Origin of the sequence: uncultured Flavobacterium sp. (assembly GCF_951805225.1) — a bacterium.
In the GTDB taxonomy this organism is placed as follows: Bacteria; Bacteroidota; Bacteroidia; order Flavobacteriales; family Flavobacteriaceae; genus Flavobacterium.
In genome coordinates, this window is record NZ_OX638201.1 from 1,144,203 (window position 1) to 1,164,342 (window position 20,140).

Genomic DNA, 20,140 nt, shown 5'->3' on the forward strand with positions numbered 1-20,140 from the left:
AATAGTTTTTATAGTGATCCTAAATTCGTTTTTCCTAGTATAATTTTATCTGACAATCGCTCGTTTTCATCACTGCAATCAAACAGTCGTCCGGTTGGGTAAACATTATCCAGAACGGTTAACGCGTTAATAAAACTGATTAATTGTGGTTCCGGCTGCTCTTGATTCAAATCGGTTTTGGCGATTAAGTAGTCTTTGTATGTTTTTTCAAATTGAACAAGCTGGTTTTCTGCGGGATCTTTTACATCTTTTTCCCTATAGCCAATCCAGCATATTTTTGCCAGAACGTGAGCCGGCAATTCTTCCTTAATTATTTTTTCGATATAATTTCTAAAATCGGTATTGGCAAAACGCAACGTATATCCCGGTAATACAACACTCACACGGTAGGAGTAGGGATCTATTGGTTCGCAATTATCGCACTCATCGGCGCAGATTGGCATGAAACTATCCGGATTTACGGTTGTGAGATTTACATCCGGACGAAGCATCATATGTTCGATCAAAAACATTCCTTCCTCAGTAAAATCTTCTTTCATGAATTGAATTAATTCCAGAATCGATTTTTCTAAATCCGACAAATTAGTGTAGTATTCAAATCTACGGGCAATAATACGGTTTGGGTTTTTCTTGTCTTTAATTGCTGGATTTATAATGTCATAAGAATATTTTCCGGCATCTGATTGCTGAATTAAAATATTGTCAACAATGGATAAATCCGTTATTGTTCCGTTTTTAAAAGCCTCTTTTATTTTATATTCCCGAGTCTGAATAATTTGCAATACAGCAAAATAAAGCTCCTTATTTGCTGCAGAAGTATCAAAGTATTCTGCTGTTGAAGAAAGTACAATATTTTCATTCTTGTCTACAATACGCCATCTATAAACAGATTGATTGTCTGTATCTATAAAATTATACATTTGGACAAACGAATGAGAAAGGTTTCTACGACTGTAATCTCTAATACCAATGAGTCTTGAAATCCTTTTTTCGGCTCCTGAAACATTATTGGTATTCCATAAATTGGCAATAGGTTGTTTGTAATAATCGAAAGCATTGCCACGGTCTTTGCTTACTACTTTATAATCTTTCAAAAAGTTTTCTTTGTCACGTAATACAACCTGATCTGTAGTGTTGCCATAAATGGTTTTGTTAACAAATACGTATTCCGAGAAATTCTCTGCAAAACGTGACAAAAGATGGTCTAAAATTTGATTTCTTCGTTCGATATTATTGTCTTGTTGATCAAAAAGCAGTGCCGTAATCGTTTCATCGTCGTAATTTTCATATCCGTCAACAATGTCATTAACGCCTTCAATATCCTGAACGACTTGAGTAAAAAGAGTTCGGGACAAATTCCCACTTACAGAAAGTAATTCGCTTACCTGACCTAATTGTTTAAAATAACTTCCTAAAATCTGATCAAAAAATAAAAGATATCCTTTTAATTGTTTTGCTTTAGATTTACGTTCAACAGAAGCTCTCGAAGGAAGTCCCACTTCGCCGATTCCGTAAGTTTCAGGAAAATCATTTTGTATCGTGGTATAAAAATCAGTGTTAAGATATTCGCCATTTGGTATTTCTAATTCCTTATTTTGACTGGCGTTGGTTGTAGCTTTGTCTTTTTCGGCTTTTATGGCGTCTAAATAAATTTTTACCTGAGCCTGATTGATATTTAAAGGCAATAATCCTTTGTTGTAATTGAAAACACTTTTGGCACAAACAATAGGTTTTTGGTATTCTGAAAGGCAAATAAGCCATTTGTTTTCGAGATCATCACCGCCACAATTTCCTAACGAAATATCTTTAATTAGCAATACATCAGGAACCGACATTATTATTCTCATAATATCAGAAAGGCGTACTTCATTTCTCAAATCGGCGATAAGCAATTCTTTAGTATCAATAAAACCATTCTCTAAAACTGGTCCGTCAAAAATTTCCAAAGTCGAATATCCTTTGTCAATCATTTGCTTAAGCGAATAAAAATTGACCGTTGTCGATAAATAACTTTCAAGAGCATCCATGACATTTGCATGAACCAATTCTTCATCGGCTTCCGTATCTACTTCAATATCGGCACATATTTTTATTGGATAATCTACCACTTTTTTTATGTCAACAAGATCTTCACAAAGGTTTCTGTTAGCATGATATTGCTTTCTTATTTTTTCTTTAACGATTTCTATTTCTGCAGGTTTTGAGCTTTCAAAATCTACATAAAGATCATATAAACCATTAAGCTCGAATGATTTTCTTAATTTTGGAGTTGCTGATAAATCGTTAAAATCCTTAATATCATAAGAAAGTTTATCTTTTTTGCAATCTACATAAACTGTTTTTTCATGTTTTGCAAGCCAGCAATTCCTAACTCCTTTTATATCTATAAATAGTTTTCGGTAATCATTTTGCGTTACAGGACTTGATGATAATACTTCTGAAGCTTTAAAAAACTGTTTCGGAATGCCTTTATTAATGTCATTAGATTCTAATATATTTTCGATAGGAAGATTGAGTCTCATTCCAAGATCCGAAATAGCGTAGCAGAGCATTTCCAGCATCGTAATACCTGGATCGTGCTCATTAAAATCAGTCCAAAATTTACTGCCAAAAGACTCTATATATTCGATTCCTTTTTTTCTTAAATAAAAGAAATCCAAATCGTCATCAGTTGCTGATTTTTTAGGAATGGTGATATGTTGGTTTAGTATCGACATTTTTCAGGTTGTTCAGGGATTGGTTCTTTGCAAGTTTTTATATTGGTACCAATAATGTGGTTTTTAACAGAGACTAAAATGTTTTTTGGACTTGATGGCGAAAGTGTGTTTAAAAAGTCTAAAAGTTTTACATTGACCACATTATTTGCTGTATCTTCTAATGGTTTTGGTTGATCCTTATTTGTTTTTTTATCGATGTATATTGCCATTTCTAGCTGAGATAAAAAATCTACATAATATAAATTTTCGATATATTCTATAACGATACTTCGCTGAAGCTCAACTCCAAATATGATTTGCTTAGAAGTATCAAAAGCCCAAGGCGATAAAAATTTGATAAGATCTTCATTAAGCTGTTTTTTATAAAAATTCTCATCGTATTGTGGATAAAACTTCACATCCAGTTTTATGATAACTTTCTCGTAATCAGGATTAATTACTTTTGCAGACACTTGCATTGAATTTTTAGAATTAATAAAATTTTCTATGCTGTTCAATGTTGCTGTGCTTACTCTTGGCTCATAAATATCGAAAACATTTTTGTCTACGATATCCGGAATTACTACAAGCGTTACTTTTCCCGGAGATAAAAACGAAGTACTTGTACCCGAAATAAAAGTGTGATTAAGGCATTTTACTCTAAAAACACTTGGGAATTCCTGTAAAATCAAATGTTCATAATCCCAAAGTGTTATAGCTCTGTTTTTGTGGCGCAAACGCTCGCTTACGCGGAGATAATAGGAGGGATCTGACTCTAATGGTTTTCCGGAAAACGAATTAAAAGGCTGATCTATACTTTTAATCTGTGGAACTCTCGTAATTAATTTAGATATTGTTTTGGCTGGTAATGAGCTGTCTAAATGAGATAAATTATTGTTATTGTCGAAAAATTCTGCGGTAACAACCTGAGTTTTCACATCGATAACTTTGCAAACGGCATCATAATCTTTGTGCATTTTTGCTTTTACCCAAAGTGTATCGGCAGGAAATAACGTGTTGTCATTAGATGCCTGTTTTGGAATACTAAATTTTACGATACCCGATTTTAAAAAGTTATCGATACCATTTGCTAAAATATCCTTATCAAGATTTTTCCAGTAATTGTCGCATAATATGTACCATTCTACTTTTTGTTTTCCTGTAAAAGTAGGAACGCTGATATTTTCGCTTCCTTCTAATATTTGAAATAATAATGAAATTTGCTGCATGGTTTCAGCATCGTGAAGACCTACATAAAATTCACCTCCATTGCAATAATCCGGAACCAAAAAATTGGTAATTGAGGTTCCATTATCTAAAATCTCCTTATTAATGGCTTGTTGTTTCAGATAAGAATGTTCTTCACGCTGACCAAAAGGAGCTTCATGAAACAATTTTATTCGGTTAGATTCGTAGTGCGTAAAATCAATAGTTTCCTCAGCAGAATAATTCAGACTTATGCTTTCTGCAACTGGCGTATATGGCTCATTTGGAATAGGCGTTGTTGCATCTGTAGCCACATTCATTATTGCCAGAGTATATATTTTTGGATATAACGAATGCAAAAACGAATGATTTAATGTCAATCGTATCGGACCGCTTTTGTCAATCGCATAAGTGCTGCCATTTACATGGACATTAGTTTCAAATATTTTATCCTTATCAGGATCATCAAATAAATTGACAGCATTATTTTGTTCTTCCCAAACTTCTTTGTTTAAAACAGATAATGTTGCTTTAAAATAGCCGTCTACAACAATTGGATTGTTTGGGTTTATTGCAAGTTCATCGGGAGTTTCTGTAGTAGTTGTTGGTTCTGGGACGTTTCTTGGTTGTGTATCTATTCTTGGTTCTTTAGTAATTCTTGGTTCTGGTACGGCTCTTTTTGCAATTCCATCTTCAGGTTGATTGGCATTCAATCTGGTTACAGTACTATCATCGATGAAAATTGCATCAAGAAAAATCTTTTTACTTATGGTTTCAAGAAAACTATTTTTATAGGAAGCATAATGAGTTTCAAATGATAATGGAGTATTTTTCCACTTTATATTAATATCTGCATCTGTCCATTTTTTAGAAAAAATTTCAGGATAATTTATTATAAAGGAGCTGTTTTTTTCGGGTTGAGTTGTAAAAGGATAAAAGGGTTTTGTAGCATTCAATAAACCGTTATCACTTTCTAACAATAGAGATTTCACATCTTTAACTTCAACTTTTGCGGTAATACTGCTTATTGCTTTTGTCACTAAAGCTCTAAAAAGATTATGCCCTTTTGGATCTTCCGTATGGATTAAAAATCGAATTACAGGAAGTTCTGTTGAGAAAAATTCGCCTAAAACTTTCTGATCATAACCAACAATTGCCGGATCGTCTTTTGGTATCTGAAAAACCAATGTTAATTGTTTTCCACCAACGCTTGAAGATAGAGTTCCAGTTTTAAAAATGATGCTTTTGCTGAGTTTAAAATTTCCAATCCATGCTTTTTTTCCACTGTATAAAATACTGATATTTGCCAGAAGATCTTCTGCAGTAAATGGTTTATGAAAAGTTAAATCATGAGCAAAAGTAACTGTGATAGCAATATTTCTATCGCCTTCCTTAAGATTAAATAACTCTGAAGCTATTGCAAAACCTAATTTTGCATCGCCCAATTCCGGATATTTTTTTTCTTTGGATGTATATCCAAAAGGAAACCAATATTGAGCGTCTTCTTTTAAGGGTTCGCCTTTTCCGTCAAGCGAATTTGCAACGTCGCTGTATTTTATTTCGCCCAAATCAACGTCATTATACACGCTTTTTAGGTAGGCTATATTGGCTTTATTTGCAATAAATTCTTCTGTGGTTTTGTATATTAATTTTTTGCCATCAGGATCTTTTCCTGCATCAAGTTCTGTATTTACAGGGATTTTTTCTTCGGCAATTTTTTTTGCCAGTTCAAAAATGATACTAACCTTATCAGCTTTTGTAGGAAGTTTTTTGATTTGCAGTATGTCTTTATAGAAAAAATCTAAATGCTTTTTTGTAATAAGATTAAGTTTGTCTTGGGATAATTCCAATAATTTCAGGAAACACACAAACAATGTCATGTGAGGCGTAAGATCCTGATTGATATTGGCGTTCGATAATGTTTTGGTAATGTTTTCTTTTAAAGTAGCATATTCTTTTTCTGTTCTTTTTGGAATACCACCATCCGGAAGATTATCTTTTGAAAAACCGAAATAGTTAAAAAATTCCTGCCAATCGCCTTCCGGTTTTTTATCGTTATTAGTGTCGAAAAAGTTGACTTGTTTTGCAAAATTATAAGCAAATAACAACCAGTCTTCAATAGTAAAATCATGAAGTTTCAGGTTTTCAGGCTCTAGTGCGTCACTAAAGCGTTCTTCCTGATTGACTCCATTTCTTTTAAAAATAACATTGTCTATTTGGCTGCCGTCGGTATTCATAGCTTATAAACTTTTAAATATTAGTGCCTTCTCCTTTGTAAAACGGATAAACAAGATTGCTTCTTGAGTTTGTACTTCTTATTCTGTAATCGATTATGACTAATAATTCTCCTTCTAAATCGTCACTTTGTGTTATGTCAATTTTTTCGACATCAATTCGTGGTTCATAATATAAAATGGCCGTTTTTATTAATTCTGAAACATAGGTTTTTAGCGTTCTGTCTAATGATTCAAAAAGTAATTCGTCCATATTACAACCATATCTCGGCAGCATAATGCGTTCGCCAATTTTGGTAGAAAGCAATATCTCTAAACTGCTTTTAATATCTGCCTCATCAGATGTCATTACGACTGCTTTCGTATTTTTTTTAAACTCTGGCGGAAAACTCCATCCGGTACCTAAAAAAGCTTCTTTATTTTCCATAATTAGCCTATTAAAACAGTTGGACATCCTATTACAATTGTTCCGCCATGCGCAGTTGAATCTCCCATTCTTGCGGCTGGTTTTCCTCCAATAAGCACTGTACTTGAACCCGCTATAATACTATCAGGAGGTCCCGTGCAAACGATCATATCGCCTAAACAAGCTGCCGGTTGACCGCCTATAAGTACTGTAGGTGCGCCCGGAGGTAATATTGGTCCGCCTACATGAGGAACAGTTCCTGTTACCATTGGGCAAACGTGCATATCGTTGATTCTTGCGGCTGGTGCTCCCATGATTTTATTTATTCTTATTATTTATTCTTATTATTTATTCTTATTCTTTATTTTTAGCCTTTGATTTAAGTGTTTAAAGACTGAAAGTAATCGAAGAGATAAGTTAATTTATCTGTACAATACTTCCTTTAACTATCGCCACCGCTGCTGATGACATTTCTGCTCCGGCACTTCCTTCGGCTTTAAATTGAGCGGTTGCTTTTAGATTTACATTAGTGCCTTCAATTTTTACATCGCCTGTTGCTTTTATCGAAATATCGCCCGCACTTTCCATTTTTATTCCTGCGCTGTCAATTGTAATCACGTTCGAATTTTCATCTTCAATAACTATAGAACCTTTGTCTTCGTCGAGTGTTATTTTTTTTCCAGCGGGAGTTTCAATGGCGATTGATTTTTTATCATCATCAAAAAGTACTTTCATTTCACTTCTTGTAAAAATTCCTTTTTGATGATTATCGTCAGATGCTTTTAGCGGAGCAGGTTTTGCGCTGCTGTGAAGCATTCCTAGTACAATCGCATCATTAGGATCTTCGTTGATGAAGCCAATAATTACTTCGTCTTCAATTTCTGGCCTAAAAAAAGTTCCTCTATTGTCACCGGCATCGAGGGCAGCAACTCTGCACCAAATACCTTGTTCTTCGTTATTGATAATTGGTATTTTGACCAAAATTCTGTCTTCGCCGTCAGGATCGTCCTGAAGTTGGGTTACAATACCAATATGCAGTCCTTTTATGGATGGAATTATTCCGGAAGCCGATGGTGTATTGACATCATAAGTTTCAGAAAACCATTCCGGATTTAATCCAAATTGTGCGTTTACAGTCCAATTTCCGTTTGCAATTTCATGGAAAACTCCAGTAATATACGCTTTGCCATTAAAACGATCTCCAACGCCTTCAAGCATAATAATTGTGTTGGGTTTTACTGCGGGAATGCCTTGAAATTTCACTCTTCCGCGAACTTTTGACAGTTGTTGAAATAATAATTTTGCATCCGCCCAATCTTGCAATTCGGTATCGGTAACATGACCGCCATGACGTAATTCTAAGTTTTCGAGCTTTACGATATCGGATAAATCCGAAGGAGATAAATTTCCGTTTAGACTTACGCTTGGATCTTTGGCTTCAATTTCTAATAATTCCTGATTGGATGCATTCCAACTGAAAGAGGAAACTTTGGCAAACTGATTTCGAGCATCAATTTCGGCATCAAAATCCAGCATACTTGCACCAAAGGCAACTGTTTCTACTGCTTCTGAAGCTAAATCTGGTTTTTTAATCGAAATTTTGCCGTTTTCAACGAAACATAATTTTCCATTTGCCTGTGCACGAGAAACTATAAAATCCCAATCAGAAGTATTGTATTGCACTAACTCTTTATGACTATAATTAGTGCTTTCGACATCTTTTTCTAATCCGTAAGTGCCTATAATGTCTTCAAAAGCATCACTGTCTTTTACGTCATAAAAATATTTGCTTTTTCTGCCAATGGTCATTTTTACTGCTTCGTCTTTGCATTCCACAATTAACAGTGATGAATTGTCTTTTATTTTTATGGAATGTTTTACAACGATTCCTTTATAAATAGTTTCTTCGTCACTGTGATAACCGGCTTTTATTTCAATTTTTTTCCCCGGAATCAGCAAATCTTCGTTGCTTAATTTAAAATCTCTTGCAGAAGCATCTCCATCGGTCAAAATAATTTGCGCCATCGGTATTCTATTTACTTCGTTATGAACTACAATGCTCATTACTTGGTAAATACCAGATAGCTCATTTCCCTCAATGAGCAATTTGTGCGTTACTAAATCTGCACTTTTACTGGTTTGTATGACGCCGCTATTGTTCATCTATTGTTGTTTTTGAAGAGGAGGGAAGAATATTTTTTGACCAATTTTCAGCTTTCTAAAATTTATAATCTTATTAGCTTTTGCTACTTCAAGATAGTATTTTGAATCACCGTAGATTCTAAATGACATTAGCGGAAGCGTATCGCCTGCTTTTACAGTTCTGGTATGTGTTAAATCAGGAGATTGATTGTTTTGCTGTTTTGCCCTTAGCTCATCTTCAACAACTCCTTTAAACTTTCCTTTTGCAATTGCTCTAATTGGCGTTCCGTCTGGTCTGAAAAGTTTATATTCAATGGTCATTTCCGTAAGAGATCCTTTGAATAACAAACTTCCCCAGGCAATTTTCAAGTAATTTGGCTTGTGTTCTGTGCCATTATATTCTAAAATTACTTTTCTAAAATGCTCAATGTCTTCAATAACACCATTTTCGGTAGTTTCTTTTCCGGCAATAACGCCTGTTCGATCAAAAACAAAATCCAATTCTAATTCCTCCGGAGCAATCGCTGTAAATCTTGGTGCAGGACTGCTCGTTCCGGCGGCTTGGGTTGTATCTTGTTCTATTTTGTAATGAAAAGTATATTTCTCGGGATTCATCAAAGTAATAAACTCTTCAATATCCGAAACAGGATTGTTGAATTGAGGATCGCTGTAAGCAATGATCTTCAGCTTTTTTAATTCACCATTAGTCGTTGTCATATTAGCGTTCTTTTTTTCGTTCAATAATCTTCATTACTTGCTCGACACACTCAGCCACATTATCTTTTTCATTATTGGATGAAGAAGAAGAGGCAGGTTTTGCATTGGAATTTGAGTTTTCGTTCACGTTTATTTTAATGTGAAGCTCTTTGATTTCAATTGGCATGGTAAAATTATTTTTTGTGAAGAGTGAAATAATTATAAGTAAGCTCAAAGCTTTCAATAACAATTTTGCTTTCCAGAGCGCTAAAATCTTCAACTGCCCATTTTACGGGATAGGCATGTACAACTTTCCAGTGCATCAAAGGTTCGTGATCTTGATTCAAGAGTTTTACAGTTAAATCTACGGGCTTAAATTCGAAATTTTCTATTGCTTTTCTGCACCATTCAATTACGTCAGAATCAATAAGAATTCCTCTTTTGAGAACCAAATTTGGATATTTGGTTTTTACAGGAACTTTGTGTTTGAATCTGTTTTCTCCACCCTCGACAAATTCTTCCGTTTCAAGATCTACGGATAGTCCTGATACAGATTGAAATTGATGGTCTTTTTCTTTTGTTCCAAGTTGATCAAATTCAACCAGAAAATGAAAACCTACGGGTGGATAGTAATTAGCCATGATTAGTCATTTTGAATAGATAAACCTTCGTGAACCAATTCTATTGACTCGATAGCAACTTCGTTTCCATCGGCTTTTAAATCAGTTGACTGCACTTTTGTTGGCCACGCATTTTTTACTTTCCAGGTAATCACTGGTTCGTGTTCCTCGTTAAGTAATTTGATGGTGATATCCCTTCTTTCGATGGTGTTTAGTTTTACCGTATTCCACCAGGCATAATATTCATTATCGCTTTTAAAAGTGCCTCTTTTCATGGTAATGTTAGAGAACTTCTGCATTCCCGGCATCTTTATCTTGCTGTATTCCGGACTTGCGCCCTGACGGTATTCAATAACTTCAGTTTCTACATCTAATCCGGAAACCTCTGTAAAACCTATTTTTGTTCCACCCCAGTCAACTGAGAAATGAAACTTTGATAATGGATAACTCATGATCTATATATTTTTAATGATGATTATTTAATTAAGATTCCTGCATTTTGTGAGAGAAACGAAGGATGATAAACTCAGCCGGACGAACTACTGCCAACCCAATTTCGATTATCATTTTACCGTCTAAAATATCCACCGCAGACATGGTTTGTCCCAGTCCGATTCTTACATAAAAAGCTTGTTCAGGTTTTGCTCCCGCCAAAGCTCCGGCTCTCCATTGCAGAATTAAGAAATTCTCAATCATAGCTCTTACTCTTATCCAGGTATTGGCATCGTTAGGTTCAAAAACGAATTGTTCGGTTGCTTTTTTAATGGATTCTTCGGCCATATTAAAAAATCGGCGAACCGGAACATAACGCCATTCGCTATCGTTACCAGCTAAGGTTCTTGACCCCCAAACCAAGGTTCCTTTGCCGGTAAAAGTTCTAATAGCATTGATAGATTTACCTGCTACGGTATCAATATTCAATCCGTCTTGTATATTATTAGTGATTTTTACCGTAGGAGCTATGACATAGTTTAAACTAACATTTGCCGGTGCTTTCCATACGCCACGATCACCATCGACTCTTGCATAAATTCCTGCTATTGCAGAACTTGGTGGCAGCGTTATTGAAAGATTAGAAATTTCGGAAAGTATTTTATTGTAGGTAACATTATCAAGCTCTGTAATATCTGCTAAAAAGCGGCCATTCATGGCACCGTTATTTTGATCATTTGGTTTTGCGGTTGTTACAGCAGCAATAATTGCATCAATATTAGCGGTAATAGGTGCAAAAAGATCAACATCAATGGTGATAGCTGCCGGAAAGTCAAGGATAGAAGCTGGTGCTGTGAAATGCAAAATTTTTGGAATTTCTGAAAGTACAGTAGTAACTCCTGCAGCTCCTTTAACATTAGCGGTTATTTTTACTTTGGTATTTGCAGCTTTTGCTTTCCCTAATAAATCAGCCAAATTGGTTTTAACGCTTTCAATTTTATTAGCTAATTCAAAAGGATCAGTGAGATTTTTTAAGACAGCCTTAATAGCGTCTCTGGTTGGTTGGTCTTCTTCATCAGAAGCTATTGCTGCTAATGCTGCTTTTTTAATTTTTTCTTTTTCTCCTATAAGGTTGGCCAGATCTTTAGTCAAAGTTTCTAACAAGGGAATAAAGATCGTGTTTTTTGCAACCGTAAAAGTTCCTGCGGCTGCAGCTGCGGCATCTGCATCTGCTTGTGTTCCTCCTCCGGTTATAACTGCTTCTGCTGCTGTAGTTGCTGCTGCATTATTAAAGCCGGCTGCTGATTCAATAAACTTCAAAACTTCGGCTATACTTCCTGTTAGATTATCATTTGTTCCCGGAACTGTTTTTAGCTTATTGATTAATGGTGCAATTGCAGTTTTTGAACCTCCTAAATCACTTAATACAGTTGACATTGCATCAGGCGTAGGTGAGGTGAAATGCTTAATCGCAATTTCACTTGCATTGTATCTGTAATCTAGAATAGTCTCTAAATGCGGATAATAAGCAGCTCCATATTTTAAAGTATCTTTCTCTGAACTAATAACTCCTCTCAAATCATCAATGTTTGTATCTGTTGGGCTAGTAGCATCATAGCTAAGCGTGTCGATAATTGTAAATCGATCCTGCAGATTTCTACATTGGTTCAACGCATCATTATACAAACCATAAAAATCAGTTGTATTAATACCGGTAACTTGGGTAGCATCCGGAAAAAGGATAAGCGTTGGTTCATCCATTTTTTCTAATTCAAGCAAACCTTTTTTTAATTGAGAACTATCATTTATAGAAGTTACTTTTGTATCAGCGTCATCCAAATCTTCGCCATAACGGCCAACGGATATAATGTAACATGGACCGCCGCCATTTGCAAAAAACAATTGCATCGAATAATACATCAAAAAAGGCTGTCTGCTAGATGGTTGATTTACAATCACAGATCTTGCTGTCGAACCATTATCAACTATATCATTAATGGTAACACTAATTGTTGTCTCTGGTTTTGCAAAGCCAAAAAAGCGTTCGTATTCTAAAAGAGATGTTATTCTTGTTGGTTTCAATTTCAAATCTCCGTTAATCTTGTTCGTGGCTTTTTCGGTATAGCCAATAAAAGCAGGAATCGCTGTCTCTACCTGGGCAACAGAAGGAGGAAACTTTACGATTTCCTCAACATATACTCCAGGCGTTTTGTAAGTTGTTGCCATAATTGAATTGTTTTTTAATTATTAAATAAATATTTCTGAATAGTATTTACTATCGATTTTTGTTATTGATTTTACAGATGGATTTGGATATTGACTTTCTGCCGGTTCTGCCGGATTAAAGTCATTAAGCGGGTCAATTTCAACAAAACCGGAGCGCGTTAATGGTTTTGCTGTCTTGGTTTCAATTATAATTCCTGCTTTACGGTTGATATATTTCCAAAGAGTTTTTCGATTATCAAAATGAATTTTAAAGTTTGGACTTATCATTTTTCCCAAATCGTCTATAATGTTTCCTGAAATGTCGTCGCCTTTAGCGTTTATTGAAACAAGTCCAAAGACATTTTGTTGTTCTGACGGCTGAAGCGTAGAAATTAAATTGGCTGTGGTTTTTTCAGATACTAAATAGGCATTCGAAATAAGTTTGTTATCATTTATTTGTGGAAGATATTTAAAAGAAGCAGGTTCAGTCAATGGTTTTACATTACTGAAGAGATATACCTGAGTAAGAGCAAAATCAAGATTAGTATAATTTTCAAATTGATAGTCATTAATTTTAATTAAAAACTGTAGGTTCAGATCAGCAGGGACTTTTATAAATGGGTCAGATTCAGCCTTGACTTTAATGTATATTCCGAAACCTGTTCTGGTTTTTTTGAATATCATTTTGTAGTTTCTAAGTACAGTATTGGTTTCTAAAGTTGGCGTTATTGTCGAAAATGTATCTGTATCAAATTGCTGCAGCATTTTTGCTTTATCAGCATTTATCATACTTGCAAAAGTTTTTTCTCCATTATTCAAAAAATAATTATGAAAAAGCGTTACTTCAAATAACAATTCATATGTAGCAGTAAAACTCATGACTGTTCTTTTCTTTTGGTTGTTCCTGAAAATTCGCCAATAAGTTGTCCTTCTGCCTGAACAATATTGCGTTCGATTTGTATCATACTCACTTTATATAAAGCCGACGGAAGCTGTTTTCCGCCCAATGTTCCCCAGATATAATTCAATTCTTCAAAAGTGGGAGTGTAGAGTTCAACCGTAAATCTAAAATTGTCTACATTGCTCATAGCGCTAGTACTTCTGTTAAAGATGGTATTGGCTTGAGTAAAAAGCCTTTTCCCTTGAAAAAATTCAATAATTTTCGAAATATCCTTAAGTGAGTTGATGTATTTGTCTCGATTCGCGCTAAAAAGGATATACAGATTTAAATTGACGACACTATTTTTATAAATTGTTTTAGTATTTTCAACACTATGATTTGGGAAGTTTTTTAAAGTAGCTTCTTCGGCTAAATTGATTACAGTAAGTGCAACGCCATCTTTTAATGCTTCGCCTGTATCATCTTTTTGAGATTCCAAAAAAGCAATATTTTCAGGAACAACAGATTTCTCCAACCCAATTTCGGCTAGATAGTTGTTTACTTGTTCTGAAATTATTTGTATTACTTCAAAAATCATCTTTTGATAAAATTTATTATAAATACTAAATGAAATTAACTGAAAGGGATATGATTCTGGGCGCAGAGTATAATTAGAAATTGGGGGCTTCTGACTGTGCTTAAAACTTATGATAAAAACAGGGCTTTTAATATTTGACTAAATTAGATAAATGTAAGTGTACCATAAAAGGGGAAAATTCCCCTTTTTTTATTTATTTAAAATATTGGTTTTTAGTTAGTTGTAGTCTGTTTTTGATTCTTTGAAACCAGAAAGATTTTAAGCAAAAAAAAGCTCCAGATTTCTCTGAAGCTTTTGCTGTGTGACTTACATCCATCTCTCATCAATGAGTTCGGGTGTTTCAAAATCAACTATTCTTTCTTTAGGAAGCATTAGTTTTTCAATCTGATTTTGGTTGATATATTGTTTTTGTTCTTTGATAAAATCAGAAACATCTAATACAAAATCAATATTTTCTTTTATCAGTTTCTCAAAATCCTCTTTGTTTAAATCAAGTTGAATGGTTTGTCTTTCGAGTTGTTTTCCAAAATAATCATAGTCGGGATTCCATTTTGGTGTTACTTTTTGTAAAATCTCTTTAAAGACTTCTTTTTTTATCCAAAGAGCCAATACACTTTCCTGATTTTCTTTTTCTCTCGAGTTGTAATCGTGCATTATTGATAGAAAACTTAGTTGTAATGAATTCGCTTTTAGATAACTATAATCAGGTTTTTCAAGATCTTGGCTTTCTGTAATAGCGGCAGCTGTACTTTTTTCATTAGCAAGATATAATACAATATGCTCCTTTGATATATAACTATATGGCGGAGTATCAAGAGTATCAAGGTTTTTCATTAGATATCCTATTATATTTTGTCCATTTTGAGGCAACTCTTTTAGTCTGTCTGAATAACTTTCAAGTGCTATCGCAAAACTTTTATAGCTGGATTCTCCTAAAACAGGAGCTTTTCTTCTGAATTCAAAATCCCATAAAACTAGTCTTTTGGTGGCGTATTTAGCTATTGTTTCATTTGCCTGCGCTTCTATTTGTTCTAAATATTTTTTGGCCTCATTAGTACCAATGTCTGCAAGTGCCCAAGTACATTTTCTCTGTAAAGGAAAATACTCATTCCATCTAATGTATTCAAAGTCCGAAAATGCTACTTTAAACAAAGTTTCTGCCGTAATAGGATTTGAAATATCCTGAAAAGCACTGGCCATATTTTCATGATCCTTATGCCAGTCAGATTCGAAGATTTCACAAAGAAGTAAAAGAATTTCTTCGTCTTCTTTATAGCGATAAAAAAAAGGAATTTTGCTATTATAAAATCCATCACCGTCTTTCTCGGCTATAAATTTTTTTAATGTAATTAAATCAGTTTCTCTTTGGTTCATTAGTTTAGATGTTCTTTTCAATTAGTGTCATTTTTCCAAATATTTCATTTATTGCCTCAGACATAACTTTGGCTGTATCGGCTCCACTTTGATTACTAATAATAAATGCACCTAAATCGTATTTTGGAATTATATAAATAAAACATTGAGAACGTGGTACTCCACCGTGATGAATGTAGAAGGTTCCAAGTTTTTGATCATCTGTATCGATATTCCAGAAATAACCAATACTAAACTCCTTGCTAAATTTTACAATTGGTTGATGTGATTCGGCAACGATTTTATTATTTTCCAACTCAAACTTAATGTATTTAATCATATCAGGTACTGTTGATTTCATATTACCGGATGCTCCCCATGGCAATTGCGGCATTGGCGAAGTGATTACGCTATTATCACTATGATATCCTACTGCAAGCTTTTTGGTTTCCTGATTAGAAAGGTTGATTTTGGTGTTTTGCATTGCAATGTCATTAGTCAGGAAATCTGTTAATAGTTTTTCATACTTTGTTTTATAGACTTTTTCTAAAATAAAAGCCACAAGTAGGCTACCTGTACTTGAATAAGAATATTTATACCCCGGAACGGTATCAATTTTAACTTTATGAAGATCTCTTAAGAAATCTTTTTCTCCATAGTTTTTATAAAGTTCATCGATTTTTGCAGGAGTTTCATGATTTAAGAAATTTTGTAAAATTGTATTTGCTTCCAATGGAAGCATATTTGGTAATCCGCTTGTATGTGAGAGTAAATGTTTTATAAGAATAGGCTGGTTTCCATATTTTAAATTGGGATAATCTTCCGGTAAATACTTTTGGATTTCATCTTCAATATTTAATTTCTTTTCGCAGACTGCTTTTGCTGCTAATGTTCCTGCAAATGTTTTACTTATAGAACCTATTTCATAAATTGTTTTATTATCAGGACAATTTTTTTTTCCTTTTTCTAATTCTCCATAATGACCAATGAATTCTTTTCCCTGATAAACTATTGCGATTGAAGTAGAATGAATTAAGGGTTTTTTAATCATTCTATTTGCTACACTATCGATTAAAATTTGAATGTTTTCTGTTTTTGAGCTTTGAGCAAGGCAAAAGACAGAGGATAGCAAAAGAATTAAAAGGAATTTGTTTTTCATAGTTTTAAATGGTTATATTTTTTTATGATTAATTGATTAGATTATCGAACATATCTTTATAGAATGCAAAATAATTGGTTTTAGTCAACTTCACGAATCATTTGGAAAAGTAAGTATTTTACAGCAATAAATTTATTATCTAATTCTAAGATTATCTTTAACTGCGAAAATAATTGATGAAATTTTACCTTTTAGTTATTTTTAAAATTGCTTTTCAAATTCTGTTATTCTGATTCGAACAGTGACAAAAGAGTAAAAGAATTTCTTGGTCTTCTGCAGATATGAATAAAACAAAAAAGAGACTCGAAAGTCTCTTTATAGAATTAATATATCTTTAAAAATGATTATTTATTGAGTAATTTTTCAAATCTTGCCATCATTTCCTCTTTTTCTTTTAGCATTCGCTCATACAATGCAATTTTTTCATCATATAATTGAACAATTTTATCAATTGGATTAAATGTACAGTGTGGGTTAACTGCATTTAATGTTGATGTATCGTTACTTGTAAAAGTATTAGAAATAACATTTATAGCTTGTTCTTCATCAAAGTTCTTAAAAGCTTCAACTGGAATTTTTAATACTGCTGAAATTTGTTTCAACAGATTTTCTTCAATTACATCTTTTTGCTCGAGCATAGAAATTTTCTTCTGATTCCAGTCATTTCCCAAATCAAAGGCTAATGCTTCCTGCTTTATGTTAAGCATTTCTCTGAAGCGTTTTACGTTTCTTCCCTGATGTATTTTCTGTTCCATAATGAATATCAATTTTCTAAAGGCTCAAAAGATAAAGCCATTCGGATTAAAAAATCCTGAGTTTCAAAGATAGAAAAATATCCCTTATTCAAACTTTAAAAGCGATATAAAGAGTAAATATTATACTATAAAACTTTGTTCCATTTTATAATATGAAACGTAATCAGGGAATAATTAACAAAATAAGATTTTAGTTCATCATAAATTAGATTGAGTTTTTTTTAAGTAACTATTTCTAAATCAAATCTATGAAAAGAATACTGTTTTATCTCGGTTTACTTTCGTTTGTATTAATCAGCTGCAAAAAAGAAAGTACAAGTACAGAAAGTGTTGTTGATTCTAAAACAAATTCGGATGAATATGAATTTGTTGACGGATATCCAACAGAAGCGACAATTAAAAAAGCCTATGACGATGCTGATTTAGCACGTGCGATTCAGGCATATAAGTTTTTCTATCCCACAGTTTCGGGCGAAGCTCTTTTTAAAGGAAATGATAGTATTAATGTTAAACCAAATGTTTCATTTGGAGTATTAGATACAAAACCAACTCAAATTGGTTACACACTAAATTCAGATACACCTTACGGACCTATTTTAGTTGATTTATCAAAAGGACCAATTGTAATTGATGTTCCCAAAGGTCCGCTTATCGTGGTTGCAATGGATGTGAACCAGCGTTGGGTTGCTGATATGGGAATTCCGGGTCCAGATGCGGGTAATGGCGGAAAGCATTTACTTTTGCCACCAAATTATAAAGGTACAGTTCCGGGTTCCGGTTATCATGTTTGGAAATCATCTTCAGACAATCTTACTGTGGGCGTGCGTTCGCTTCCTGTTGGCGGCGATGTAAAAGCTGCATTGGAACGTATTAAAACCGTAAAAGTATATCCGCTAAACAAATCAGCAGACTGGAAAGAACCAACTTGGCTTGATCTTACGGATAAACATCAGAATAGCACACCGCTTGCATGGGAAACCAATTTTAAGTTTTGGGAAAATTTAAATGATGCCGTACAACGCGAACCTGCATATGACGGATACAGAGATTATTACGGAGAACTTGCGGTATTAGGAATTATTAAAGGCAAACCTTTTAAACCAGACGCAAGATTGAAAGCAATTCTTGAAAAAGCGGCCAAAACGGCTAATGCTCAAATGCGTGTACAATCATTTGCAGATCGCCGTCAGGATCGCGTGGTTTGGAAAGATCGCCAATGGGAATGGGTTGGATTGCGATTTGAAAACGGTGATTTTGATGCACCAACTTATGTAGATCTTGACGCTCGCGAAACATGGTTTTATCAGGCAATTGGTGCATCTCCGGCAATGTTTAGACGACAAGAAGGCGGAGGATCTCTATATTGGTTAGGATTGAAGGATAAAACCGGAAAATATGTAGACGGAGCAAAAACATATAAATTAACCATACCAACGCCAGTTCCGGCAAAATTATTCTGGTCTGTTACTATTTATGACGCTCTTACCAGAAGTCAGGTTGCTACAGATCAGAACAAAGCGGCGCTTCGTTCTTTATTTGAATTGAAAGACAAAATTGGAGGACAAAGTATTGATTTATATTTTGGCCCAAAAGCTCCCGCAGGAAAAGAAGGACAATGGATAAAAACAATTCCGGGAAAAGGCTGGTTTGCTTATTTCCGAATTTATGGTCCAACTGCTACGGCTTTTAACAACAGCTGGAAACCGGGCGATTTTGAAGAAGTGAATTAAGGGCAAAGTTTAATTTGTTTTGAATAGTAATAAAGGCATCTGATTTAGCAGATGCCTTTATTATTTAAATCAAGAGATAGGGAAGAGGCGGATAACCAATATGCACGTTGCACAACCTACAGTTTACAATTAATCTTTATATTTGATTTATAAAATTAATAAAATGAGCGAAAAAACTAAACCGTATGCCTTAATAACTGGCGCCAGCAAAGGCATTGGAAAATCTATTGCTTATGAATTGGCAAAACAAGGTTATCCGCTATTGCTTGTTGCAAGAAGCGAAGAGGATTTAAAAGCATTATCTAATGATCTTCAGGCTAAATACGGCATAAATGCTTCTGTTTTAGCGATTGATCTTTCGACGAATGATGCATCGCAAAAAGTAACGAATTGGATAAAAGAGAATAATTATCCTGTTGGTATTTTGGTTAATAATGCCGGTTATGGCGTTTGGGGCGATTTTAGTCAGTCTTCTCTAACCGATCAACTTGGTATGATGCAACTTAACATGAATGTAGTTATAGAACTTTCGCATTTATTAGTACCTATACTTTCACAACAAAAACAAGCCTATATTTTAAATATATCGAGTACGGCTGCATATCAAGCTGTGCCTACTTTGGCTGTTTATTCGGCAACAAAGGCTTTTGTTTTATCGTTTACGCGTGCCTTGCGTTTCGAACTTGCCCAAACTTCAATTTCCGTAACTTGTTTTAGTCCGGGTCCGGTTGATACTGGTTTTGCTTCAAGAGCTGGTTTAGACGCTTTTAGCAAAATGGCCGAAAAGTTTAATATGCAACCTGATGATGTTGCAAAATTGGCTGTAAAAGCCATGTTCAACAAAAAATCAGAAGTTATTCCGGGTTTCACCAATATTATTTCGGTTTATGCCAATCGCATACTACCAAAGGGTTTTATCGAAAAAACCGCTGCCGGAATTTATAAAATTTAATTTTTTTCGAAAAAAAATAAAAAAAATATTCTTTGCAAAAGAAAAATTATATTATGTTTGTATTAAATTCTACTAA

The 20,140-nt window shown here is 34.1% G+C and carries 17 protein-coding genes; 2 read left to right on the top strand and 15 right to left on the bottom strand.

The window, feature by feature from the left end:
- Positions 1 to 8 precede the first annotated feature (8 nt).
- From WN975_RS04875 to WN975_RS04945, 15 genes are all read right to left on the bottom strand, one after another.
- On the bottom strand, positions 9 to 2,717 hold the full coding sequence (locus tag WN975_RS04875; protein ID WP_337965499.1) for a hypothetical protein: 2,709 nt from the start codon (positions 2,715 to 2,717) through the stop codon (positions 9 to 11).
- A complete protein-coding gene (locus WN975_RS04880; RefSeq protein WP_337965500.1) occupies positions 2,705 to 6,139 on the bottom strand; it encodes a baseplate J/gp47 family protein in 3,435 nt (1,144 codons plus the stop codon). Before WN975_RS04880 ends, WN975_RS04875 begins: the two co-directional genes overlap by 13 nt.
- A 13-nt stretch (positions 6,140 to 6,152) precedes the next feature.
- Entirely contained in the window at positions 6,153 to 6,563 is a 411-nt protein-coding gene (locus WN975_RS04885) for a GPW/gp25 family protein (RefSeq protein WP_099712139.1), read from the bottom strand.
- Between the two features lie 2 nt (positions 6,564 to 6,565).
- Positions 6,566 to 6,856, bottom strand: a complete 291-nt coding sequence (locus WN975_RS04890; protein WP_337965501.1) for a PAAR domain-containing protein — start codon at positions 6,854 to 6,856, stop codon at positions 6,566 to 6,568.
- A 103-nt stretch (positions 6,857 to 6,959) separates the two neighbouring features.
- Positions 6,960 to 8,705 carry a type VI secretion system tip protein VgrG gene (gene vgrG, locus WN975_RS04895; RefSeq protein ID WP_099712141.1) on the bottom strand — a complete coding sequence of 582 codons (1,746 nt, stop codon included), beginning with the start codon at positions 8,703 to 8,705 and terminating at the stop codon, positions 6,960 to 6,962.
- The gene (locus tag WN975_RS04900; protein ID WP_337965502.1) at positions 8,706 to 9,401 is read right to left on the bottom strand and encodes a LysM peptidoglycan-binding domain-containing protein; all 696 of its coding nucleotides are present in this window, start codon (positions 9,399 to 9,401) and stop codon (positions 8,706 to 8,708) included. It lies immediately after the preceding gene.
- Between the two features lies 1 nt (position 9,402).
- A complete protein-coding gene (locus WN975_RS04905) occupies positions 9,403 to 9,567 on the bottom strand; it encodes a DUF5908 family protein (RefSeq protein WP_337965503.1) in 165 nt (54 codons plus the stop codon).
- A gap of 7 nt (positions 9,568 to 9,574) precedes the next feature.
- Positions 9,575 to 10,021, bottom strand: a complete 447-nt coding sequence (locus WN975_RS04910) for a phage tail protein (protein WP_099712143.1) — start codon at positions 10,019 to 10,021, stop codon at positions 9,575 to 9,577.
- A 2-nt stretch (positions 10,022 to 10,023) separates the two neighbouring features.
- Entirely contained in the window at positions 10,024 to 10,452 is a 429-nt protein-coding gene (locus WN975_RS04915) for a phage tail protein (protein ID WP_008463601.1), read from the bottom strand.
- A 31-nt stretch (positions 10,453 to 10,483) separates the two neighbouring features.
- The gene (locus tag WN975_RS04920) at positions 10,484 to 12,658 is read right to left on the bottom strand and encodes a phage tail sheath C-terminal domain-containing protein (RefSeq protein WP_337965504.1); all 2,175 of its coding nucleotides are present in this window, start codon (positions 12,656 to 12,658) and stop codon (positions 10,484 to 10,486) included.
- Between the two features lie 21 nt (positions 12,659 to 12,679).
- Positions 12,680 to 13,516 carry a hypothetical protein gene (locus WN975_RS04925; protein ID WP_337965505.1) on the bottom strand — a complete coding sequence of 279 codons (837 nt, stop codon included), beginning with the start codon at positions 13,514 to 13,516 and terminating at the stop codon, positions 12,680 to 12,682.
- Positions 13,513 to 14,115, bottom strand: coding sequence for a DUF4255 domain-containing protein (locus WN975_RS04930; protein ID WP_337965506.1), 603 nt, complete (start codon positions 14,113 to 14,115; stop codon positions 13,513 to 13,515). The genes WN975_RS04925 and WN975_RS04930 overlap by 4 nt, the downstream gene beginning before the upstream one ends.
- Before the next feature lie 306 nt (positions 14,116 to 14,421).
- Positions 14,422 to 15,489 (bottom strand): DUF4291 family protein, encoded by a 1,068-nt coding sequence (locus WN975_RS04935; RefSeq protein WP_337965507.1) that lies wholly within the window; start codon positions 15,487 to 15,489, stop codon positions 14,422 to 14,424.
- Between the two features lie 4 nt (positions 15,490 to 15,493).
- Positions 15,494 to 16,627, bottom strand: coding sequence for a serine hydrolase domain-containing protein (locus tag WN975_RS04940; protein WP_337965508.1), 1,134 nt, complete (start codon positions 16,625 to 16,627; stop codon positions 15,494 to 15,496).
- A 344-nt stretch (positions 16,628 to 16,971) separates the two neighbouring features.
- Positions 16,972 to 17,382 (bottom strand): helix-turn-helix transcriptional regulator, encoded by a 411-nt coding sequence (locus tag WN975_RS04945; RefSeq protein WP_337965509.1) that lies wholly within the window; start codon positions 17,380 to 17,382, stop codon positions 16,972 to 16,974.
- Positions 17,383 to 17,630: 248 nt separating this feature from the next.
- Here WN975_RS04945 and WN975_RS04950 point away from each other — a divergent pair, with 248 nt between their 5' ends.
- Both WN975_RS04950 and WN975_RS04955 read left to right on the top strand, forming a co-directional pair.
- A complete protein-coding gene (locus WN975_RS04950) occupies positions 17,631 to 19,112 on the top strand; it encodes a DUF1254 domain-containing protein (RefSeq protein ID WP_337965510.1) in 1,482 nt (493 codons plus the stop codon).
- Between the two features lie 163 nt (positions 19,113 to 19,275).
- Entirely contained in the window at positions 19,276 to 20,064 is a 789-nt protein-coding gene (locus tag WN975_RS04955; RefSeq protein ID WP_337965511.1) for an SDR family oxidoreductase, read from the top strand.
- The last annotated feature ends 76 nt before the right edge of the window (positions 20,065 to 20,140 follow it).